Source organism: Kaistella yananensis, from assembly GCF_026107505.2.
GTDB lineage: Bacteria > Bacteroidota > Bacteroidia > Flavobacteriales > Weeksellaceae > Kaistella > Kaistella yananensis.
Window position 1 is genome coordinate 325,934 of record NZ_JAPCHZ010000002.1, and the last position, 23,658, is coordinate 349,591.

Annotated in this window: 21 protein-coding genes; 7 read left to right on the forward strand and 14 right to left on the reverse strand. The window is 39.7% G+C overall.

Going from position 1 to position 23,658, the window contains the following annotated elements; genetic code table 11:
* Positions 1–79: 79 nt before the first annotated feature.
* Together OK344_RS05750 and OK344_RS05755 are read right to left on the reverse strand one after the other, a co-directional pair.
* Positions 80–1,123, reverse strand: a complete 1,044-nt coding sequence (locus OK344_RS05750) for a PA0069 family radical SAM protein (protein ID WP_265143882.1) — start codon at positions 1,121–1,123, stop codon at positions 80–82.
* Between the two features lie 133 nt (positions 1,124–1,256).
* Positions 1,257–1,454, reverse strand: a complete 198-nt coding sequence (locus OK344_RS05755) for a hypothetical protein (protein ID WP_088468420.1) — start codon at positions 1,452–1,454, stop codon at positions 1,257–1,259.
* A 133-nt stretch (positions 1,455–1,587) separates the two neighbouring features.
* Here OK344_RS05755 and OK344_RS05760 point away from each other — a divergent pair, with 133 nt between their 5' ends.
* From OK344_RS05760 to OK344_RS05790, 7 genes are all read left to right on the forward strand, one after another.
* The gene (locus OK344_RS05760; protein ID WP_265143883.1) at positions 1,588–3,702 is read left to right on the forward strand and encodes a prolyl oligopeptidase family serine peptidase; all 2,115 of its coding nucleotides are present in this window, start codon (positions 1,588–1,590) and stop codon (positions 3,700–3,702) included.
* Between the two features lie 91 nt (positions 3,703–3,793).
* A complete protein-coding gene (locus tag OK344_RS05765) occupies positions 3,794–4,513 on the forward strand; it encodes a class I SAM-dependent methyltransferase (protein WP_265143884.1) in 720 nt (239 codons plus the stop codon).
* A gap of 74 nt (positions 4,514–4,587) precedes the next feature.
* Positions 4,588–6,348: a DNA mismatch repair endonuclease MutL gene (mutL, locus tag OK344_RS05770; RefSeq protein ID WP_265143885.1), complete on the forward strand. Its 1,761-nt coding sequence runs from the start codon at positions 4,588–4,590 to the stop codon at positions 6,346–6,348.
* 5 nt (positions 6,349–6,353) lie between these two features.
* A complete protein-coding gene (locus tag OK344_RS05775) occupies positions 6,354–7,085 on the forward strand; it encodes a rhomboid family intramembrane serine protease (protein ID WP_265143886.1) in 732 nt (243 codons plus the stop codon).
* Positions 7,086–7,096: 11 nt separating this feature from the next.
* On the forward strand, positions 7,097–8,077 hold the full coding sequence (locus OK344_RS05780) for an endonuclease/exonuclease/phosphatase family protein (RefSeq protein WP_265143887.1): 981 nt from the start codon (positions 7,097–7,099) through the stop codon (positions 8,075–8,077).
* 1 nt (position 8,078) lies between these two features.
* Positions 8,079–8,459, forward strand: coding sequence for a hypothetical protein (locus OK344_RS05785; protein WP_265143888.1), 381 nt, complete (start codon positions 8,079–8,081; stop codon positions 8,457–8,459).
* Between the two features lie 36 nt (positions 8,460–8,495).
* The gene (locus OK344_RS05790; RefSeq protein ID WP_265143889.1) at positions 8,496–8,837 is read left to right on the forward strand and encodes a hypothetical protein; all 342 of its coding nucleotides are present in this window, start codon (positions 8,496–8,498) and stop codon (positions 8,835–8,837) included.
* A 31-nt stretch (positions 8,838–8,868) separates the two neighbouring features.
* On the opposite strand, the gene OK344_RS05795 is transcribed toward OK344_RS05790, so the two are convergent.
* The 12 genes from OK344_RS05795 to OK344_RS05850 form a co-directional block, all read right to left on the reverse strand.
* Positions 8,869–10,383, reverse strand: coding sequence for a GH3 auxin-responsive promoter family protein (locus OK344_RS05795; RefSeq protein ID WP_265143890.1), 1,515 nt, complete (start codon positions 10,381–10,383; stop codon positions 8,869–8,871).
* A 102-nt stretch (positions 10,384–10,485) separates the two neighbouring features.
* Positions 10,486–10,896 (reverse strand): BrxA/BrxB family bacilliredoxin, encoded by a 411-nt coding sequence (locus tag OK344_RS05800; protein ID WP_088468429.1) that lies wholly within the window; start codon positions 10,894–10,896, stop codon positions 10,486–10,488.
* Between the two features lie 198 nt (positions 10,897–11,094).
* Positions 11,095–11,541 (reverse strand): GatB/YqeY domain-containing protein, encoded by a 447-nt coding sequence (locus OK344_RS05805; protein ID WP_265143891.1) that lies wholly within the window; start codon positions 11,539–11,541, stop codon positions 11,095–11,097.
* A 2-nt stretch (positions 11,542–11,543) separates the two neighbouring features.
* Positions 11,544–13,379, reverse strand: coding sequence for a cell division protein FtsZ (gene ftsZ / locus OK344_RS05810; RefSeq protein ID WP_265143892.1), 1,836 nt, complete (start codon positions 13,377–13,379; stop codon positions 11,544–11,546).
* A gap of 18 nt (positions 13,380–13,397) precedes the next feature.
* Positions 13,398–14,771 carry a cell division protein FtsA gene (gene ftsA, locus OK344_RS05815; protein WP_265143893.1) on the reverse strand — a complete coding sequence of 458 codons (1,374 nt, stop codon included), beginning with the start codon at positions 14,769–14,771 and terminating at the stop codon, positions 13,398–13,400.
* Positions 14,772–14,791: 20 nt separating this feature from the next.
* Entirely contained in the window at positions 14,792–15,673 is an 882-nt protein-coding gene (locus OK344_RS05820) for a cell division protein FtsQ/DivIB (protein ID WP_265143894.1), read from the reverse strand.
* Positions 15,674–15,791: 118 nt separating this feature from the next.
* Positions 15,792–17,150 (reverse strand): UDP-N-acetylmuramate--L-alanine ligase, encoded by a 1,359-nt coding sequence (gene murC, locus OK344_RS05825; RefSeq protein ID WP_265143895.1) that lies wholly within the window; start codon positions 17,148–17,150, stop codon positions 15,792–15,794.
* Between the two features lie 5 nt (positions 17,151–17,155).
* A complete protein-coding gene (gene murG / locus OK344_RS05830) occupies positions 17,156–18,268 on the reverse strand; it encodes an undecaprenyldiphospho-muramoylpentapeptide beta-N-acetylglucosaminyltransferase (RefSeq protein WP_265143896.1) in 1,113 nt (370 codons plus the stop codon).
* An 18-nt stretch (positions 18,269–18,286) separates the two neighbouring features.
* Entirely contained in the window at positions 18,287–19,516 is a 1,230-nt protein-coding gene (locus tag OK344_RS05835; RefSeq protein ID WP_265143897.1) for an FtsW/RodA/SpoVE family cell cycle protein, read from the reverse strand.
* A 21-nt stretch (positions 19,517–19,537) separates the two neighbouring features.
* Positions 19,538–20,863, reverse strand: coding sequence for a UDP-N-acetylmuramoyl-L-alanine--D-glutamate ligase (murD, locus tag OK344_RS05840; protein WP_265143898.1), 1,326 nt, complete (start codon positions 20,861–20,863; stop codon positions 19,538–19,540).
* A gap of 33 nt (positions 20,864–20,896) precedes the next feature.
* Positions 20,897–22,138: a phospho-N-acetylmuramoyl-pentapeptide-transferase gene (gene mraY / locus OK344_RS05845; RefSeq protein WP_088468436.1), complete on the reverse strand. Its 1,242-nt coding sequence runs from the start codon at positions 22,136–22,138 to the stop codon at positions 20,897–20,899.
* A gap of 38 nt (positions 22,139–22,176) precedes the next feature.
* On the reverse strand, positions 22,177–23,637 hold the full coding sequence (locus tag OK344_RS05850) for a UDP-N-acetylmuramoyl-L-alanyl-D-glutamate--2,6-diaminopimelate ligase (protein ID WP_265143900.1): 1,461 nt from the start codon (positions 23,635–23,637) through the stop codon (positions 22,177–22,179).
* Positions 23,638–23,658 lie beyond the last annotated feature (21 nt).

The window sequence follows — 23,658 nt, forward strand, 5'->3', positions numbered from 1 at the left end:
AATTTTGTTAAAAATAACTAAAAAGTTTATTCCATAGGTTTTTGGGACAAAATAAGTTCAGGTGAAAATAATATTTACTTTAAAAAAGTTTGAGTTGCTGGTCTTTGCTGCCCGTAAAATTTTCAGTAGAAAGTGGTGTAAATTCTTTATTTGCGAAGAATTTTCTCTTGCCTAAAGCGAAAGTATCGTGAATCATTTCTGCAATATTTCCTTCGCCTTTATAGCGTTCATGAAATCTTTTTTCACCCAGTTTTCCGCCTCTCATGGAGCGGATATGATTCAGGACTTTCTCTGCTCTGTCAGGGAAATGGGCGTTGATCCAGTTGACGAACACGGGTTCTACGGTGTCATTAAGCCTTATCAAAACATATCCGAATTTCTGTGCGCCGGCTTCGGAAATGGTTTTTAAGATTTTCAGACTTTCATCGCTTGTTAAACCTGGAATTACGGGTGCAACCATAACACCGACAGGGATTTTATGTTCGGTTAAAATCTCAATGGCTTTCAGTTTATTTTTTACCGAGGAAGTCCGTGGCTCCATTTTTCTGCGAATCTCTTCGTTGACTGTTGGAATGCTGAAAGAAACCGAAACCAGATTCTGCTCAGACAAAGGTTTTAGAATATCCAAATCTCTTAAAACCAAAGCATTTTTTGTTAAAATTGAAACCGGATGCCGGTAATCGAGGCAAAGTTGAAGAAGTTTTCTGGTGATTTCAAATTCCCGCTCAGCAGGTTGATAACAGTCGGTATTGCCGGAAAGGGTGATTGTTTTTGGAACATAATTTCTTTTCTGAAAAAATTTTTCGAGCAATTCTGGAGCATTTTTTTTCACCATGATTTTGCGTTCGAAATCGGTTCCGGCAGAATATCCCCAAAATTCATGCGTAGGTCTGGCAAAACAGTAAGAGCAGCCGTGTTCGCAGCCCTGATATGGATTAAGGGAATATTCCATCCTCAAATCCGGACTTTTTACTTCATTGACGATTGTTTTGGGGAAAACTTTTGTGAAAACCGTTTTTGTTTTCTGAAAATCTTCTTCTTCAGGTTCAAAAGTGTATCTGTCGAAACGGTTGATTTCGTTTCGCTGCGCACCCTGACCTTTTTTAAAATTTTCAGAAGACATTTTATAATGTTAGATTAATTGTTTTGAGCAAAAGTAAAAGCTTCAGTTGTTAAAATAATGAGTTTATGCCGACACTTTTCCACAAAAAATCCCGAATTCAATGAATCCGGGATCTATGGTGAAAGATTATTTTCTATAGCATTGCTAAAAATTCAACCCCATGATGGCCGTCATCTTTATATTTGTTTTTACTAAAATGGCAGTGGAAATCTGAATAATAATCGTGATAGTCTTTGTGTTTTTTGGCTAAAAATTTTTTAATACCAAAAATTCCTAAACCAACTACCACTCCAAGACCTCCCGCCAATAATATTCCTGTTTCTTTTCTCATACTAAAACTTTTATGGGTGAAGTTAAGCAAATCCTATTCCTTTTTTGTAAGGTTTTATTTTAAAGTTTGTTAATATTTAGATGCTGTACATGAATACAGTTTTAATTTTATAAATTTGAAAAAACTGTTTTAAATGAAGACCAATTCAATTACTATGCTTACAGGAGCGTTGTTTTTTGCCTCCTGTACTACTCAAAAAATGAATAATTCCCTCAATTATCCGGAGACTAAAAAAGTGGAACACACGGATGAGTATTTCGGAACTAAAGTAGAAGATCCTTACCGCTGGTTAGAGGATGACATGGCTGAAGATACCAAAGACTGGGTTCAGCGTGAAGTAGCATTTACCAATAATTACCTTGCAAATATTCCGTTTCGGGAAGAACTGAGATCACAGCTGAAACACATCTGGAATTATGAAAAAATTGGTGCTCCTTTTAAAGAAGGCGATTTTACCTATTTCTATAAAAATGATGGTCTGCAGGCACAATCTGTTCTTTACAGAACCGATAAAAACGGTAAAACTGAAATTTTTCTCGATCCGAATAAATTTTCTGAAAAAGGTACCACTTCGCTTGCCGGAGTTTCATTCAATAAAAATGGAAATCTTGTAGCCTACAGAATTTCCGAAGGTGGAAGCGACTGGAATAAAATCATCATTATGAATGCTTTAACTAAAGAAATCATTGATGAAACGATTGTGGATGTTAAGTTTTCCGGAACTTCCTGGTTGGGTGATGAAGGATTTTATTATTCCAGCTACGACAAACCAAAAGGCAGCGAACTTTCTGCGAAAACAGATACCCACAAAGTATATTTCCATAAACTTGGAACAAAGCAGTCTGCCGACAGGTTAATCATTGGAGGCGAAAATTTCAAACGCAGATACATGGGAATCGGTGTTTCTGATGATGAAAGATTTGAGATTCTGAGCGCTTCGGAAGCGACAAACGGAAACGAACTTTATATTAAAGACCTCAAAAATAAAACAGATTTCATTCCGGTACAGAAAGGATATGATTTCAATACGGACTTTATTGATTCCAAAGGTGATTATATTTATGCATTAACCGATAAAAACGCCCCGAACATGCGTTTGGTGAAATTTAACATCAACAATCCGAATGTTTGGACTGATGTGATTCCTGAAACTGAAAACGTGTTGAGCGTGTCAACAGGGGGCGGATATATTTTTGCAAGATATATGAAAGACGCGGTAACCAGCATGAAACAGTTCGATTACGACGGAAAACTCATCAGAACAATCGACCTTCCGGGAATCGGAACTGCATCTGGATTTGGCGGAAAAGAAAAAGAAAAAGACCTGTATTTTTCATTCACCAACTATATTACCCCCGGAACAATTTATAAATATAATGCCGACAGCGGGAAATCTGAAGTGTATCAAAAGCCAAATGTAAAATTCAATCCTGAAAATTATGTATCGGAGCAGGTATTTTACACTTCGAAAGATGGCACCAAAATTCCGATGATGATCAACTATAAAAAAGGAACAAAACTCGACGGTAAAAACCCAACAATTTTGTATTCTTATGGAGGATTCAACATCAGTCTGCAGCCAGCATTTTCTGTAGTAAACGCAATCTGGATGGAGAATGGTGGAATTTACGCCGTTCCAAACATTCGTGGTGGCGGCGAATACGGTAAAAAATGGCACGATGCAGGAACCAAGATGCAGAAGAAAAACGTGTTTGAAGATTTTATTGCAGCAGGAGAATATCTTCAGCAGAAAGGATATACTTCCAAAGAATACATGGCGCTTTCAGGCCGTTCAAATGGTGGACTTTTAGTGGGAGCTACGATGACGATGCGTCCGGATCTTGCTAAAGTGGCTTTCCCTGGTGTGGGCGTTTTAGATATGCTGCGTTATAATAAATTTACGGCAGGAGCAGGTTGGAGCTACGATTACGGAACAGCCGAAGACAGCAAAGAAATGTTCGAATATTTGAAATCTTATTCACCAGTACATCAGGTTAGAAAAGGAGTTTGTTATCCATCAACCATGATTATTACCAGCGATCACGACGACCGCGTTGTTCCGGCGCACTCTTTTAAATTTGGTGCTGAGCTTCAGGAAAAACAGTCTTGTAATAATCCGGTTTTGGTAAGAATTGAAGTGAATGCGGGCCACGGAGCAGGCAGAAGTACAGATCAGGTCATCGGTGAAAATGCTGATTTATTGAGTTTTGCATTGTATGAAATGGGGATTAAAGGATTAAAAAAATAAAACTTAAAAAAATGATCACTCTAAACTTCCTGAAATTTTCAGGAAGTTTTTTTAGCTATCGAAGCAAAAAATAAATCATTATTTTTACGCAATGAAACAGAATGAAATCTCTGAATTTTATGATGAGTACGTTCAGCGGCAAATAAAAACAGGTGCCAATGAAAGACTTATTTCTCTTTATAAAAGATTGCTGAACGGCGGGTTGAATACCGATTCTAAAGTCCTGGAACTGGGTTGTGGTGTTGGAATTTTCACGAAACTTCTCGCAAAAAAAGTAAAGAACGGAATCATCGAAGCCGTGGATTTAAGCGAAAAAAGTATTGCCGTTGCAAAAAACGAACTGAAACACAAAAAAAACATCCATTTTGATGTCGCTGATGTGGTGAAATATAAACCTGAAAATTCAGGCTTCGATATGATTACTTTAATGGACGTTATCGAACATATTCCTTTGGAGCATCACGCAGAACTTTTTGCAAATTTGGCAGAAATTGCCACGGAAAAAACAAATATTCTTATCAATATTCCGAATCCGCAATATATTGGTTATGCGAGAATTAACCATCCCGAAAGCCTGCAGGTAATTGACCAGGAAGTAGAACTTTTTACCCTGATGCAGCATCTGGAGAAAAACGGTTTAGAACTTGCATATTTCGAGAAGTACGGGATTTGGGAACAGGACGATTATCATTTTATGGTCATCCGGAAAAAGAGAAATTTTGAACTGAAACATCTTTCTGATCAAAGGAACTTCTCCGAAAAAGTATTCCATAAAATTACCACCAAAATAGATGCAGCTAAATACAGATAACTGCAGAAAAACTAATCATTATTAAATTTCCAAAACCCCGAATCTAATTGTTATTTTTGTGGGAGAATAAAAAAATGTCAGATATTATAAAACTTTTGCCGGATCATGTCGCCAACCAAATCGCAGCGGGAGAAGTGGTGCAGCGGCCTGCGTCTATTGTAAAAGAACTTATGGAAAACGCCATTGATGCAGGAGCTACAAAAGTTGAACTCATTGTTCGTGATGCGGGAAAAAATTTAATTCAGGTTGTAGATAATGGCAGCGGAATGAGCGAAACCGATGCCCGACTTGCGTTTGAAAGACACGCGACGTCAAAAATAAGTACCACCGAAGATATTTTCAGGATTTCAACCAAAGGATTCCGTGGTGAAGCGCTGGCTTCTATCGCTGCGGTGGCTCAGGTGGAACTGAAAACCAAAACCCAAGACGCCAAAACCGGAACCAATATTTACATCGAAGGAGGCGGATTTCAGTTTCAGGAACCGATACAGACTGCCGAAGGATCTAACTTTTCAGTAAAAAATCTCTTCTACAACGTTCCGGCGAGACGCAAATTCCTTAAAAACAACAATGTAGAATTCCGTCATATTATTGATGAATTTCAAAGGGTTGCATTGGCTCATGAAAATCTGGATTTCGAGCTTTTTCATAACGATGATATTGTTTTCCGGCTTCGTAAATCGAGTCTGCTGCAGAGAATTGTAGAGATTTTCGGCCGTAAGCTTCATTCTATTTTAATTCCGATTAAAGAAGATTTAGGATGGATAAAACTTCACGGATTTGTTGCAAAACCCGAAGGCGCGAAGAAAGTTCGTGGCGAACAGTTTTTCTTTGTCAACGGAAGGTTTTTCCGCAGTGCTTATTTCAACAAGGCCGTACAGGAAGCATTTGAAGGTCTGCTTTTGCCCGGATATATTCCTACATTTTTCCTTTTTCTGGAGCTTGATCCGGAGAAAGTTGACGTTAATATTCATCCTCAAAAAACCGAGGTGAAATTTGAAGACGAGAATTTAATTTTCGCCTTGGTCCGTTCCACGATTAAAAAATCTTTGGGCATTTATAATGTGGCTCCAAGCCTTGATTTCGACAGGGATGCAAGCATCGATGCATTTGTTCACCAAACCAGTAAAAGCAGCAGTTTCCGCGCACCTGAAATTACAGTAGACCGCGACTATAATCCGTTTTTGGAAGAAAGAGCTTCTGCCGGAGACCGAACCGCCCTTACGGAAATGTATCAGCAGAATATTCCCGCAGAACCTTCTAAAATAAATCTTTTTGAGGATGAAGATTTCGATGAGGATTTAATGAGGCTTCCGAACGGCTACTGGCTTTTCAATAAAGGCGGCAAAACGCTGATGCTCGACCTTGGACGCATGCAGCGTCTGGTGATAAGCGAAAGAAATGCAAAGAAAAAACTCAGCAATGAAAAACATACCTTGCTTTTTTCTCTGGAATATCACATGAATGAAACCGAGAAAAACAAATTCCGTTCAATAAAGAAATTTTTACCTGAACTTGGTTTCGAAATGGTGATTGCGAACGATAATGTGTTGAGAATAGACGCTGTTCCGGAAGGTTTGAAAGAAACCCAGGTCATGAAATTCATGGAGAATCTTTTCGACATTCTGGAGTACAAAACCGAAGAGGAATTCCTTAATTTCTATCAAAACCAGTGGAACAAAATACAAAGCAAATCCCGTTTTGATTTTCTTTATAAAATTGACGCCGAGCAGGTAATACGCGATTTTACCGCACTGGGTTTCCCGGAGTATTTACCCGGCGGGAAAAGATGTTATATAGAAATCCCACTGGATGAATTAAAAAATAAATTTTAAAGCAAATGTTCAATAACATACCCCCCATTACCCGCAATATTATAATCATAAATATCGTCGTATTTATCCTGACTTACGTTTTGCAGACCGACTTGATGTACAGATATTTAGCGGCATTTTATCCTTTCTCCCCGTTTTTCCATTCTTGGCAAATCATTACGCATATGTTTATGCATGGGAGTTTTCTGCATATTCTCTTTAATCTCATGACGCTTTACAGTTTTGGGCCTGTTCTGGAGCAGGTGCTGGGAGACAAAAAATATGTAATCCTTTATTTTGTAAGTGGTTTGGGCGCTTTTTTCCTTTTTAATCTTTGGAATTTTGTGGAAGTTGAGCAGATAAAGTCCAGCCTGCAAAATTTGGGATTCGATTTAGCCGGTTACATGAACGGTGAGAGTGTTTCCTTTAAAGGAAATTCTGAGGCTGTACTCGAGCAGCAGGGACTTGTAAGCAAATTACAGTCGATAATTTCGGTGCCGATGGTGGGTGCGTCAGGAGCAATATTTGGTGTCATTGCCGCTTTTGCAACGTTATATCCAGATGCCAAAATCATGTTAATGTTTATCCCGGTTCCGGTGAAAGTAAAATATCTGATGCCGGTGGTAATCATCGTTTCCATTTATTTAGGAGTTACCGGAAATGCAGGCGGAATTGCACATCTTGCCCATGTTGGTGGAGCTTTAGTTGGTTTTATACTGGCCAAAATCTGGAAAAAACACCTTTACCGTTTTAATTAAGCTGAGTTTTTGTGAAAATATTCCGTTTTTTACTCACACTTTTTCACCTGGTCATTATTGTTCTTTTGTTGGGAACATTATTGAATGATTACATTCCGCCTCGGGTTTTTCCGTGGGTGAATATGCTTTCACTCAGTTTTCCGGTATTAATGATTCTGAATGTTTTACTCTGCGTATTTTGGCTCGTGCTCTGGAAAAAACGGGTGTTTTTATTTTTACTGCTTAGTTTATTTTTAATCAACCCAACCAGAAGATGGCTGAATTACAGTGACACAGCTCACGAAAAAGCCAATTTAAAAATCGTTTCAGTTAATATAAAAGGAGGAACACTTTTCGGCTATCAAAAGGTTTATGATTACCTGAAAACTACGGATGCAGATATTATTTTAGCCCAGGAATATGCAAGCGAATTCAAAGTTCCAGGTTATGAGCACAGAACGGATGCTTACGAAATCGTAGCATTAAACTCAAAAATTAAAATCCTTGAACAAGGTAAAATTGCAACGGTAGGAAACGGAAATTCTTTTTTTGCCGATGTGGAAGTCAACGGGAAAAAAATCCGGTTGATTAATGTTTATCTGAGTCCTTTTTCTTTTGAAAAAGGCAAAGTGAAACCTTCTGAAGACCTGGATAAAAACAAACTCAAGTTGAGATACGTTATAAGAAAGCTGGTCCCTACATTCAAAAATCATCAGGATGAAGTTGCTGATGTTCAGCGTGCGGTTTCAGAATCGCCTTATCCGGTAATTTTGGCGGGAGATTTCAATGCTGTTCCAAATTCCTATGAATATTATCAAATCGGTAAAAACCTGAAAGATGTTTTCGTAGAAACGGGTAGTGGCAGCTCAACAAGTTTTCACGACTATAAATTCCCGATCCGGATTGATTATGTGTTCTGTTCGCCGGAATTAAAGCCCATCAGTTACAAAGTAGACCGATCCGCGAAAGTTTCAGATCACTTTCCTGTAATTACAGAATTCAAAATTGATTAAAATGAAGAGTTTTATATTATCTGTATTTTTTCTATCGCTGTTTTCCTGCGGAAAAGAAGCGGTTCAAACGGTTCCTGTGGAAAAAGAAATTGTCACTGTTCCTTATGATACCACAGCCGTAGATTCTTTTTCGGTGGGTGCAACTTCCGTGGATGTGGCCAGGCGGATAAAAATTTCGTCGCTAAAATATCAGGATTCTCTGAAAAAAACAGCGCTTAAATTGGAAGAAGAAAAATTGCTGAATGAAGCCAAAGAAGAAAAAGAAAAAGCCGAAAACAAACTGGCTGAAGAAAAGAAAAAACTGGATGCTGAGAAGGCTAAAAGACAAAAACAGAATGCTCCAACAGAAAATCTACCTTCTGAAACACCAAATCAACCATAATTTTTTTTAAATTTAAACCTTACAAATCACCTAATTATGAAAAAATATTTTTTAACCGCAGCAGTATTCTCATTAATGTTGATGAGCTGCAAACAATCGGAAACAAAGGTCGAAACTACCGAGAATCCCGACGGAAGTGTATCCACTACAACTATAGAAACAGAAAAGTCTACGGCGTTGGATTCTGCAACCATCAATGCAACGGTAGGCAAAGCCAAAGAAAAATTAAATGCGGCAGGCGAAAAAATTGATGAGGCTGCCGAACATGCAGGAACACAACTCAAAAAAGCTGGTGAAGATGTAAAAGATGCCGCCGCAAAAGGTGCTGAAAAAGTAGAAGATGGCGCCGAAAAAGTAAAAGAAGATCTGAAAAAGTAAATAAAAAATCCGCTGAATACAGCGGATTTTTTTATTGGTTCATTTGCAGCAAAGGTTCTATATATTCTCTGTTGTTGCTTAACCGTGGAACTTTGTTCTGTCCGCCAAGCTTTCCGCGGGACGACATCCAGTTATAAAAAAGCTGAGGTTTTGCGATATGCACGATCGGCTTTTTTAAGGTCATATTATTATAGCGTTTGGCTTCGTAGTCGGAGTTTACAGATTTAAGGTAATTATCGAAAACTTCGGTGAAGCGCTCCAGATCCTCAGGTTCCTGGGTGAATTCGAAAATCCATTCGTGGGCGCCGCTCTCGCCGTCTTTCATGAATACCGGAGCGCCCGTAAAATCGGTAACTGAACAATTGGTTATTTCGCAGGCTTTGGCTAATGCAGTTTCTACATTGTCGATCATCAGTTCTTCACCAAATGCGTTGATGTAATGTTTTGTTCTTCCAGAAATTTTAATGCGGAATGGCTGCAGCGAGGTAAATTTTACAGTGTCGCCAATCAGATAGCGCCACAACCCGCTGTTGGTGGTAATTACAACCGCATAATTTTTACCGATTTCAACTTCCTGCAATGGGATGGCCTCTAAATTATCGGGATTAAATTTATCCATCGGAATAAATTCATAGAAAATTCCATAATCAAGCATCAAAAGCATTTCGTCACTGCCTGGCTGATCCTGAATGGCAAAAAAACCTTCGGAAGCGTTGTATATTTCGTAATAATTAATGTCTTTACCGATAATTTTTCTATACTGTTCTCGATAAGGTGTAAAACTGATGCCACCATGAAAAAACACTTCAAGATTGGGCCATATTTCAGAAATCGTTTGTTTTCCTGTATCTGCTAAGGTACGTTGCAGCAAAACCATCATCCAGCTTGGCACGCCGGTCATGCTCCCTACATCTTCATTTTTCACTTCAGAAATAATCGCTTTCAATTTACTTTCCCATTCCGACATTAAAGAGACTTTTTTGCTTGGCGTCGTGGTAATTTCCACCCAGAACGGGAGGTTTTCAATCATAATTGCCGAGAGGTCGCCAAATTTTGTATTGAAATCTTCATACAGTTCTGAACTTCCGCCAAGTCTTAAATTCTTGTTTGAAAAGAGTGAATTTTCAGGATGATTATTCGCGTAGATGGAAAGTAAATCTTTCCCGGCCTTGAAATGGCAGTCTTCTAAGCTTTCTTCAGAAATCGGAATAAATTTGCTCTTCGCATTGGTGGTTCCCGAAGATTTTGCAAACTTGCGGATATATCCGGGCCAGAAAACATCGGGTTGTCCCTGTCGTGCTCTTTCAATATAAGGTTCGAAATCTTCGTAAGTAACGATGGGAACATTTTTGCAGAAATCTTCGTAGCTGGAAATAGAGCTGAAGCCGTGAATCTTCCCATAATCCGTATTCTCTGCGTGATAAAGCTGAGAGAATAAGACGCCGTTTTGCGTTTCGATAGGGTGATTGATGAAATTCTGGATCTGATCGATCCTCTGGCGGATAAACCAGTTTACAACGGTATTAAAAAGCGCTTTTGTTGCCATTGATACAAATATAATATATTTCCTACAAAGTTGCTATGCCGGTTTTTCATAAAAAAAATTCCGCCAATAAAGCGGAATTCCAGTTGTAACTAAATATTTCTTTTAGCAATATTCGTCATAAGCAGCCTGAAGGTTGGCAGCAATGGCCCCGGCAGGATTTCCTTCGATATGATGTCTTTCAAGCATGTGAACCAACTCTCCATCTTTGAAAAGCGCTACACATGGCGAACTTGGCGGGAACGGTGCCAGGAATTTTCTTGCTTCTGCTACCGCATCTTTATCGAAACCTGCAAAAACAGTGGTTAACTGATCTGGTTTTTTATCTCCTGTTAAAGAAAAAATCACCCCCGGTCTTGCTGCTCCTGCTGCGCACCCGCAAACAGAGTTAATCATCAAAAGGGTAGTACCTTCTTTTTTAATTGCGTTAGCTACTTCTTCAGGAGTGGTTAAATCCTGGAATCCTTTATCGGTAAGCTCAGCCTTCATCGGCATTACTAATTCTTCTGGATACATATAAAAAATTATTTATGGTTAAAATTGAGACTTTTCTCACTGCAAATTTAATGAATTTCGTGCACTAAATTTCATTCATAATGAGCATCAAAATCATTCCGAAAATCAATTTTTGTCTTTTTGTCATAAAAAACCCGGCGCATTACATACGCCGGGCTTCAATCAAATCGATATGCAAAGGTTGAATATCCGTTGTTTTTAGGAGAGTAATTTCTTAGCCATTTCGGAAATGCTTTTTCCGTCACTTTTTCCTGTAAGCGCCTTACTGGCAACTCCCATTACTTTTCCCAGGTCTTTGGCGCTTTGTGCACCGGTTTCGGCAATGATTTTTTTCATTTCCCTTTCTAGTTCTTCCGCAGAAAGCTGCTTGGGAAGAAATTTTTCGATCACTTTCATCTGTGCTTCTTCCACTTCTGCAAGATCAGTCCTGTTCTGTGCAGTAAACTGTTCGTAAGAATCTTTGCGCTGCTTTATCATGCGCTGTAGAATAGCAATTTCCTGTTCCGGCGAAACTTCGGCGCCTTTGGCCTCGGTTTTTAGTAACATGATCTGAGATTTTACGGCACGCAGAGAATCGAGTGCTACTTTGTCTTTATCTTTCATGGCGGTTTTTATCGCCTCGCTGATGGTAAGTTCCAAGCTCATAATTAATCTACGTCTTTGTTTAGAAATCTGTTTTCGCGAACCTGCATTCTACCGTTGTTTTCTGCAAGAAAGTTATTTATTTTCTGTTCAGAAGCATTACCGTTTTCAATGGTAATATTTTTTCTGCGGAAGGCCGGAACTGTTTCAAAATCGTTTTCAGATTCTGTCGTCTGGTATCTGGAGTTGAATTCCCGGAGTTTGTTTCTTCTTTCAATAATTTTATCATTCGGAGCGACTTTACTGATGAAGGTAAAATCATCAGAAGTTTCCAATTTTGTAGTCTGCTGTGGCTCTTCTATGGTTTGCTGCACCTTAATTTCGGTTTTCTGAACCGGCTGTTCCTTGATTTCTGCTTTAGGTTGTGGTGTCTCAACTTTCGGCTCCTCAATCGGTTCGTTTACGAAAAAACTGAATTCCATTGGTTTTTCTTCAGTAAATGAAGTGTTGTTGGTTTCAGGTGCTTTTTCGGTCGGTGTATCTTCAGTTTCAAATTTGAAAGAAACGGATTCGGTCACTTCATACTGATCTTCGAAAGAAAATAAATCCAGTTCCTGTGGCTCGTTGATGTTGAAAGTCTGATCTGGTTTGGATTCTTCATTCAGGTCGAAGAAACGCATTTCGGTGGCCGTATCATTTTCAACGGCGGTTTTTTTCTCGGCAGATTTTGCAGAGAACTGTGGCGTCTGGAAATCGTCTTCATCATCTAAAACGAAAAGGCTCTTTCTGGTAAAATCTTCTCTTGTAATCTCTTCTTTTTCAGCTTTTTGTTTGAAAGGAGATTCTGGTTTTGAAGGCGCCGCCATGGTATCGGTAAGAGAAAATTTAATTTTTTCTGAAGTGCCTGAATGTTTCTGGTGATCTTTAGCAAATCCTGTTGCGATAACAAGAACGCTTACTGCATCGCCCAATTCCTCGTCGGTTCCTACCCCGAAAATAATATCAGCGGTATTACCTGCTTCTTTCTGAATATGATCCATAATTACGCCGATTTCGTCCATGGTTACTTCTTCGGAGCCACTTCTGATCAAGAGAAGAACATTTTTCGCGCCTGTAATTTTGTTATCGTTCAACAACGGAGAATCGAGGGCTTTTTTCACGGCTTCTTCGGCTTTGTTTTCGCCGGAAGCAATACCGTTTGACATTAATGCTGTTCCTGAATTCTGCAGGACGGATTTAGCGTCACGGAAGTCGATGTTTACATCGAAATAACCTGTAATTACTTCTGCCATTCCTTTTGCAGCGTTGGTCAACACTTCGTCGGCTTTGGAGAATCCTGATTTGAAACCAAGATTTCCGTACTGCTGGCGCAGTTTATCGTTGTTGATAACGATAAGGGAATCCACGTTATTTCTAAGTTTTTCTAAACCTAAATCGGCTTGCTCCAGTCTTCTTTTTCCTTCAAAACTAAAAGGTACGGTAACGATTCCTACAGTTAGAATTCCCATGTCTTTCGCCACTTTTGCAATTACAGGAGCCGCACCTGTACCGGTTCCACCACCCATTCCGGCGGTAATGAAAACCATTTTCGTGTTTTGTCCCATTGAAGCTTTAATGTCTTCAATGCTTTCAATCGCTGCTTTTTCACCTACTTCAGGATCTGCTCCCGCGCCCAAACCTTCAGTAATGGTTACCCCAAGCTGAACTTTGTTGGCAACCGGGTTGTTATCCAAAGTCTGGGAATCGGTGTTGCAGATTACAAAATCTACCCCGTGAATCCCTCTTTCGTACATGTGTTTCAATGCGTTGTTTCCGCCGCCGCCAACTCCGATAACCTTTATAATTGATGAATTTCCCTTTGGCAAATCAAATGAGAATCCTGGTGTGTTCATATTTTCCATAGTATTTGTATTTTTTAGTTATTCAACTTCTTCAAAGAATTTTTTTACGCTTTCCATAATTTTTTGACCGATGGTGAGCTTGTTGCGTCTTTTTTCTCCAGACTCTGCAATCACCTGTTCTTCTGTTCTGAATTCAGGAGTTTCGGTAATTTGTGCTGAAGTTTCGTCTTTTGCAGGGACTTCATTAACAACTTCTTCCGGTTTCGGCTGTTCAGGGCTGTATTTCTTATCGCGGATTTTTAAACTTTCCATTAAAAGACCTATGGAAGTTGCGTATTCCGGACCTTTAAGAAACTGGTTTTTGTCGTTGGCCACATATTCATTAGAAAACCCGATACGGCTGTCGAAACCTGTGGTATAGTTTGCGAGTTGTCTAAGGTTTTTAAGGTTGGAGCCGCCACCTGTTAAAACGATGCCTGCGATGAGTTTTTTCTTCTGCTCAAAAGCGCCATAAGCTTTCAGTTCGGTATTTACCATTTCTAAGATTTCCTCAACCCTCGCATTTACTACATGCGCCAAAGTTTTCAGCGAAATCTCCTTATCAGGTCTGCCGTGAAGCCCAGGAATGGTAACGAATGTGCTGTCTTTTTCCATTTCCGGCATTGCAGAGCCGAATTTTACTTTCAGTTGTTCTGCATGTTTTTCGATGATTGAACAGCCTTCTTTAATATCATCGGTAATAATTCCGCCTCCGTAAGGAATTACACAGGTATGACGAATGATATTGTCTTTGAAGATTGCGATATCAGTAGTTCCACCGCCAATGTCTACAATAGCCACACCCGCTTCTTTTTCTTCTTTAGTCAATACAGATTCGGAAGAAGCGAGAGGTTCGAGGGTTAAGGATTCCATTTCCAGGCCAGCTTCACGAACGCATCTTGCGATATTTCTGATGCTTCCCATTTGGCCAACAACAACGTGGAAGTTGGCTTCCAGACGTTTGCCGTGCATGCCGATGGGTTCCTGGATTTCTCCCTCAGAATCAACCTTATATTCCTGGGGAAGAACGTGAATAATTTCCTCACCCGGAAGCATTACCAGTTTTTTAACCTGTTCTTTCAGTTTTTCGATATCGTCTTCCGTGATATACTGATCGGGATTATCCCTCATGATATAATCTGAATGCTGTAATGACCGGATGTGTTTGCCGGCAATACCAACTGTAACTTTGTGAATAGCTACGCCTGAACTGGCTTGCGCCTCGGCTACGGCAGTTTTGATGGACTGTATGGTCTGGGAAATATTGTTCACAATTCCTTTATGAACGCCCAGGCTTTTCGCCTTTCCAACGCCGAGAATCTCAATTTTACCGTGGGCATTTCTTCTACCGACAATCGCCACAATCTTTGTGGTTCCGATGTCGAGGCCTACTGAATACTCGTGATTTTTCATTGATATGTCGATTTGATTTTTTACTCTATTTTAACTTTTGTTTTGGGCTTTGCAGCCGATTTCGAAGTGGCAGTTTTAGGCTTGGAAGTCTCTTTCTTTGCCGTTGTTTTTACTTCTGTTTTGGGTTTTGAAACGCTGACTTTAGGCTTCTCCTTTGGTTTTGTTTCCGGTTTTTTGGCGGCAGGCTGCAGAGATTCTTTTTTAATTGAATTTGCTGCTGAAGGCGCTTTCGCCAATTCTTTGCTGCCCACCTTCATCATACTGTCGTTTTCTTTGAAATACGGATTCAGCGTGGTAACGATCTGGTTATCGTACTTTACCGATATCTTTGTGTATTTCTCCGGTTCCTGATAAACAAGGTGTTTCTCCACGAAGGTTTTAAAACCTTTAACCTTCAGATTTATATTTTCCAGATTACCTATTTCTACCTTATAATTTCCCTGGCTGGTAAGTAAATTATAATTTTCTTTTTCTTTGGAAATGCCGATGAAATATTTTTTACTGAATTCGTCGCGGTCGATTTTGTCGACCAGTTCAGCCAGTTTTATATATTCAGATTTATCAACGTCGCCGGTAACCAACATGCAGGGGAACGAATAATTTTTGGAGATTGGAAATTCTGTTCCCTTTCCGTCCACATAAAAGTCATTTCCGTTTTTGTTCAGCCGGAACGCGGGGACTCTCTGCTTAATATCCAGATGCAGGTTGCCGTTCAAATTCAAATATACATTGGCACTGTCAACCGCCGGTAACTGGTTGAGTTTTTTCTCTAATTCCGGGATGTTGATGTCGCCTATTCGTTTTTCAGGATTCGATTTCTTTACGATTTCCCTGATGTCTTTTTCATCAATAAAATAAACCGGATGTTTGGTTTGGATCAGATTAACCGAAACTTTTTCCATGGATTTATTATTGAATCTTTTCAACGAAAAACTAAGCAGAAATCCGAAAATGATTACTGTTATTAATATTTTTAATATTCTGAATTTGTTTTTCACTGTTTAATTCTAAACTATTTTTTTATTTGCCCGAAAGCCATTCTACAATTCCGTCGTATAAAGTGTCGATATTTCCGGCTCCTACTGTTAATAAAACATCGAAATTTTTTTCTTTAATCCTGCTGAAAGCATCTTCTAAATTCGAAACTTCGCGAGTTTCCAAATTTATTTTTTCCGACAGCCAGGATGAGGTCACTCCTTCAAAATTTTCCTGTAATTCCCGCGCCGGATATATATCCAGCAGAATAAGTTCATCAGCTTTATCTAAACTTTCTGCAAAACCATCCGCAAAATCTCGAGTTCTGCTGAAGAGATGCGGCTGGAAAACCACCAAAAGTTTTTTCTCCGGGTAAAAGGTTTTGATGGAACCAATTACCGCGTTGAGTTCTGTGGGATGATGCGCGTAATCGTCGATATAAATTTTTCCGTTTTCGAAACGGTGTTTGGTATACCGTCTTTTAATTCCTTTAAAATTGGCAATTCCCTGTTTTAAAGTTTCGAAATCAACGCCTAAATTATGAAGGATCGCAATAGCAACCGTCGCGTTTTCTACATTGTGAATTCCCGGAATTTCCCATTCGAAATCATTAATCTCTTCGGTTGGCGTGTGAAAATCGAAATATATTTTATCGCCGATTTCGCGGATATTGTCGGAATAATAATCAGCTTCCTCATTCACCGCATAGCTTTTGGCATTTCTGCCGATATTGATTCCTTTTCTTACAAAAAGCTGATTATCTGCCGGAACCAGAGTTGCAAAATCTTTAAATCCCTGTTCAATCGTCGCTTTATCACCATAAATATCAAGATGATCAGCGTCTGTTGAAGTAATTACCGCCCAGTCCGGAGAAAGGTTGAGGAAACTTCTGTCGTATTCGTCGGCTTCAACAACCGATATGTCACTTCCGTTGTATAGGAAATTTGATTTGAAATTCTCTGCAATTCCACCTAAAAAAGCTGAAAACGAAAGATTGGCTTCTTTACAGAGATGCGCTACTAAGGAAGAGGTTGTGGTTTTTCCGTGCGTTCCTGCAACGGCGATACACGCGGTATTTTCAGTAATTAAACCCAGAACTTTCGCTCTCTTCAGCACCGTGAATCCATGACCGTTGAAATGGTTCAAAATTTCGAGCTTTTTAATGGCCGGTGTGAAAATTACGAGCGTATTTTCCGGATTTAAATGCTTAGTTTCCTCAGAAACAACATCTTCAAAAATAATATCAATTCCTTCTGAGATTAAAGCAGACGTAATTTTTGTCGCGGTTTTATCGTAACCCATCACTTTTCTTCCGGATGCATTGAAATAACGCGCCAAAGCGCTCATTCCGATGCCGCCGATGCCTACAAAGTAGAAGTTTTGATATGTTGATAAAGCTTTCATCTCGCTTAGAATTTGATGTTTAAAGTGGATAAGGTTTCAGTTACAATTTCCTGCGCTGCATTGGGTTTCGCGAAGAAATCCAGGTTTGCTGACATTTCCTTCCTCAGGTTTTCGCTTTCGCAGATTTCCATGAGTGTAGGCCAGAATTTCTCCTTCATTTCTGTGTCTTTCACCATTCTGGCTGCATTTTTTTCTACCAGAGTCATCGCATTTTTAGTTTGATGATCTTCCGCCGCAAAAGGAAATGGAACCAGAAGCACCGGTTTTTTTGCAACTGCCAGTTCAGAGATTGCAATGGCGCCGGCTCTTGACACGATAATATCTGCTGCAGAATAGGCAAGCTCCATGTTTTTAATAAACTCAATAATCTGAATGTTTCTGTTCTGTTTGGATTCTGTTTCGGCTAAGATATTTTGGTAATCGTTTTTTCCGGTTTGCCAGATCAACTGATAATCTTTTTCTATGATTTCATCTAAATGTTCTTTCCACGCGTTATTCAGCGTTCGGGAGCCTAAGGAACCGCCTACGGAAAGGATGGTGAGTTTATTTTTTTCTAAACCTGATTTTTCTTTGGCGGCATCACTTTCAATTAAATCGGTAATAATATTTTTACGGATGGGATTTCCCAGAAAATATGTTTTCGTTCCGTGGAAAAATTTCTCCATATTCGGATATGCTGTGAATACTGCTTTCGCACGCTTTGCCAGAAAAGTATTGGTCTTTCCTGGAAGCGAATTCTGTTCCTGCACAAAAATGGGAACGCCCAGTGCAGAGGCCATAAATAATGCAGGTCCGCTTGCAAAACCGCCGGTTCCTACTGTAAAATCTGGTTTGAATTCTTTAACTGTTTTCCTTGCTTTTGCCAGACTGGAAACAACTTTGAGCGGCAAGCCGATATTTTTAATAAGATTGCCTCTGTCGAATCCTGCGATATTTAAACCTGTGATTTTATAGCCCGCCTGTGGAACTTTTTCCATTTCCATTTTTCCGTTGGCTCCGATAAACAGAAATTCAGCATCCGGAAATCTTTTTCTGATTTCATCGGCAATAGCGATGGCCGGGAAGATGTGTCCACCTGTTCCGCCGCCGCTCATTAAAACTTTTAACTTTCTGTTCATCTTTTTAAAACCGTAATTTTATGCGATATCATTGATCTCTTCGATATCCTGTTTTTTGCCCATTCCTTCTTCATCATATACCTGTATTCTGGAGCTTACATTTAAAATAATCCCTAACTGAAGGTAGGTCACCAGCATCGATGTTCCACCATAACTAATCAACGGCAAAGGCTGCCCAGTCACCGGAATCAGGTTTACTGCGACTGCAATGTTTACCGATAACTGCACAAAAATCATGATGCCAAGGCTCAGCACAAGTAAACTGCCGAAAAACGCCGGCATTTTACTGGCAATCATCACGATTCTGATGATCATGATGAGATAGAGTGAAATAAGTACCAAAGCGCCGATAAATCCATATTCCTCAACAATAATCGCAAAAATAAAGTCGGAGGCAGATTGTGGCAGCATTTGCTTCAGTGCACTTTTTCCAGGTCCCATTCCTGCAATTCCACCGTGAACGATGGCGGCTTTCGCTTGCATTACCTGATAATTTTTGGCTTTGTCGATTTCGTTTTCCAGCTGATTTTCCTTTTTGGAATTCATGAAAACTTCTACACGGCTCATCCAGGTATGTACCCTGTTGTTCTCAATCAAATCAGTTTTCAGTGCGACAAACATGAAAATCCCAATAGCCAGTGAAGCGATTCCGACAAATCCGAAAATGTATTTTTTACTGAGCTGCCCTATAAGCATTACCGCCAGTGAAACGATGAGGATCATTAAAGCTGTAGATCCGTTATCCTTTGCTACCAAGCCAAATACGAGAAGAACCGGCCCGAAAATAAATAGAATATTTTCCCAGGTGTGGCGCTCTCTTTTAATTTTTTTGGTTAAATATCTGCACAGGTAAATGATAAGCAACAGATAAGCAAACGACGACGGCTGGAAGGAAATCGGCGTACCAGGGATTTTCAGCCAACGTGAGGCTGAAGCACCATCAATAGTTTGGCCTGCAAACATCGTTAATCCAAGCAGGAGAATCATGATGGCCAATAAAATACTGCTCAGTTTACCGATGTGTTCGTATTTTACTACTCCAACGCCACGCATGATCGCCAGACCCAGCACTACAAAGAATGTGTGCTTAATTAAATGCGAAGTCGTGGTGCCGCTGTTTACAATATATTCCAGATTCGAACTTGCGGAATAGACAGGGAACACCGAAAAGAACGAAATCAGTAAGATTACGCTCCAAAGGACTTTGTCGCCTTTCAATAATTCGAATTTGTTTTCTGTTTCCTGCATTTGTACGGCCCGTTTTGGGTGTTATTTTAAAACTTCTTTTTTAAATTTATTTCCGCGGTCTTCATAATTTTCGAATAAATCGAAACTTGCACAACATGGTGAAAGCAATACGGTGTCGCCGCTTTTTGAAAGAGATTTTGCTGTTTTCACAGCGTCTTCCATGCTGGATGTACTGTAGATTAATTCTTTCTTTTCTTTGAAAAAATCGATGATTTTTTGGTTGTCGAGCCCTAAACAGACAATTGCTTTTACCTTGCGTTTTACCAGATCTTCGATTTCGGTGTAGTCGTTTCCTTTATCTGTACCACCAACAATCCATACGGTAGGCTGTTTCATGCTTTCCAACGCATAATAGGTCGCATTTACATTGGTAGCTTTGCTGTCGTTGATAAACCTTACGCCGTTAATTTCGGCTACCTGCTCCAACCGGTGTTCTACTGCCTGGAATGTGGTTAAGGAATTCCGGATGCTCTCATTGCTTATTTTAAGTATTTTACCAGCGATTGAAGCTGCCAAGCTGTTGGCAACATTATGGTTTCCTACCAATGCCAATTCATCGATTTTCATTGAAAATTCATCGTGAAGTTTTACCACCATTTTATCTTCGGTGAGATAACCGCCTTCTTTGAGTTTTTCTTTCAGTGAAAAAGGAATCATTTTGGCTTTTATCTCGAGTTTTTCGAGAAGATTCATGCTCATTTCATCATCTTTGTTATAGATGAAGAAATTATCATTCTCCTGATTCTCAGCAATTCTGAATTTTGCCAAAGCGTATTCTTCGTAATTGTAATTGTACTGATCCAGGTGATCCTGACTCAAATTCAACAACAGGGAAATATAAGGCCTGAAATTCTGGATATCGTCGAGCTGAAAAGAACTTACTTCCAGAACGTAATAATCAAAATTTTCATCAGCAACCTGTTTTGCAAAACTTTTACCAATATTTCCTCCAAGTCCAACTTTTAAATCGTCATTTTTCAGAATATGGTAAATCAGAGACGTTGTTGTTGTTTTGCCGTTGCTTCCGGTAATTGCGATGATTTTGGCATCAGTAAATTCAGAAGCAAATTCAATTTCAGAGGAAAGCCGGATTCCTTTTTTGTTGATTTTCGAAATGATCTCAGCTTTTTTAGGAATTCCCGGTGATTTTATGATCCAGTTGGCTGCAAGAATTCTATCTTCATCGTGCTTTCCTTCTTCATATTCAATGCCGGCATCGAGCAAAAGCTTTTTGTAGTCTTCCTTAATCAGACCTTTGTCTGAAAGAAAAACCTCCAAGCCTTTTTTCTTCGCTAAGTATGCTGCACCAAAGCCGCTTTCTCCGCCTCCTAAAACAACTATTTTCATTTTTTTGTTTTTTATTGACAAGTCACCCTGTCACTATCTCACTTTTAAAGTAATTAAACAGATAATCGCAAATAGAACCCCGATAATGATCATTCGGTTCACGATTTTGCTCTCGTGATAACCTTCTTTTTGGTAATGATGGTGGAGGGGCGACATTTTGAAAAGTCTGTTATTCTGGGCATACTCGAGCCCATATTTTCTTTTTCTGTATTTGAAAACTGCCACCTGAAGCATCACAGAAATATTTTCGACAACGAAAATACCGCATAGCACTGGGATCATAAGCTCTTTTCTCAGGATAATGGCTAAAACAGCAATTATGCCGCCCAGCATTAAACTGCCTGTGTCGCCCATAAATACCTGAGCCGGATAGGTATTGTACCAGAAAAAACCAATCACCGCACCCACGAGGGCCAGAGCGAAAATGGTAGCTTCACCCATATTCGGGAGGAACATAATATTGAGGTAGTCTGCAAAAATAATATTCCCGGAAATGTAGGCAAAAAAGGCCAGTGTAAGCAGGATGACGACACTTGTTCCCGCAGCAAGTCCATCGATGCCATCTGTAATATTGGCGCCGTTGGAAACCGCAGTTACTATGAAAATTACCATTGGAATAAATACGATCCAGGCCCATTCGTGGGCATCTTCAGGACTCATCCAGAAGAGTATTCCGCTGTAGTCGAATTCATTATTTTTAACGAAAGGTACTGTGGAAACGGTAGCTTTTTCCGTGGGCATGAAGTTTTTTTCGATGTTATTACGGTTGATTTCTTTGGCGTCAGCATATTTTCTTTTTACCGTAACATCGGGATGAAAATACATGAGCACTCCCACGATCAATCCCAAACCAACCTGCCCGATCACTTTGAATTTTCCGCTTAAGCCATCTTTATTTTTCTTTATTTTCTTCAGATAATCATCAATGAAACCTATAACGCCCATCCACACCACCGAAACGATGAGTAATAGAATGTAAATGTTCATTATTTTGGTGAAGAGCAAAACCGGAATCAGAGTAGCCAGAATGATGATGAGCCCTCCCATTGTTGGCGTGCCTTCTTTTTGCTTCTGTCCTTCTAAACCCAGATCACGAACCAGTTCCCCCATCTGCTGTTTGCGGAGGTAATTGATGATTTTTTTTCCGTAAACCAAAGCGATAATTAGTGACAGCAAAACCGCCATTCCTGCACGGAAAGAAATAAATCTGAACATACCGAGTCCCGGAACGTGAACCCCGATGCTGGTAAAATATTCGTAGAGATAGTATAACATTTTCTTTGGTTTTCGGTTAATAATTTAATTCTCGCAAATTATTTCGACATTAATTTTGCGAGTTCCATAATGGTTTCTTTATCATCAAAATGATGTTTTACGCCATTGATTTCCTGATAATCTTCGTGCCCTTTTCCGGCAAGAAGGATGATGTCTCTCGGTTCCGCAAATTTAATCGCCATTTTTATGGCTTCTTTACGGTCGGGAATCGAGGTGTATTTGCTGAAATTCTGCGGTTCCACACCTGCTTCAATTTCTTTGATAATTGCCGCCGGATCTTCAGTTCTTGGATTATCGCTTGTGATGATGGCCAGCGTTGATTTTCTTGTTGCAATTTTGCCCATTTCGGGACGTTTTGCATGATCACGGTCACCGCCACAGCCGAAAATCGTAATAAGTCTTTCGTTTTTTGTGCGGATATCGTTGATGGAATCTAAAATATTTTCGAGTGCGTCGGGCGTGTGCGCATAGTCGATAACAAAGAAAATTCCGCTGTCGGATTTCAGGGTTTCGAAACGTCCCTTTACTTTTTTCAGCGTTGAGATGGCTTTCAGTATATCTTCTTCATGAAAACCGCTTTCGATGGCAACTGCATAAGCCAGGAGCAGGTTGTAAACATTGAATTTCCCGGTCAAGGTGGTCCAGAATTCTCTACCGCCAAAATTCAACAGCATCCCATTGAAATCTGCTTCCAGAATTCTGCCGTGGTAATTTGCCATGGTCTTCAACGCGTAAGTTTTTTGCGTTGCTTTTGTATTCTGAAGCATCACAGTTCCGTTTTTGTCATCAATGTTGGTGATGGCAATGGCTTCCGGATTCAGTTCATCAAAAAACCTTTTTTTGGTTTTGAGGTATTCGCTGAAGGTTTTATGATAGTCTAAATGATCGTGAGAAATATTGGTAAATCCAGCAATTTTAAAATTCAGACCTTCAGTTCTGTTCTGGTGAATTCCGTGCGAAGAAACTTCCATAAAGGCATATTCACAGCTCATTTCAACAGCTTTTGCCAGCAATTGATTTAAGCGTACAACATCGGGCGTGGTGTGCGTTGACGGAATGATTTCGTCTGCAATTCGGTATTCAACCGTCGAAATTAAAGCAGATTTAAATCCTAAATTCTTGAAAATATCGAACAAAAGGGTAGTAACCGAAGTTTTCCCGTTCGTGCCTGTAATTCCAATTAAACTGAGTTTTTCTGAAGGATTTCCGTAAAAATTTGAAGCCAGCTGACCCAAAGTTTTCGAAGCATCTTTCACCTGAATGTAAGTGATTTCTGGATAAAGATTCTCTGGCAGAACTTCGCAAACAATCGCTATGGCACCTTTTGCGATGGCCGCATCAATAAAAGAATGTCCGTCGGAAACCGTTCCTCTCACAGCCACATACAGTGAATCTTCCACAGCTTTACGGCTGTCGAAAATGATTTCCGAAATCTCCGGGTTTTTACGTCCGGAAATTTCAAGTACTGGGATTCTGTTCAATAATGCTTCTAGATTCATTTTATATTTCAGGGACAAGCA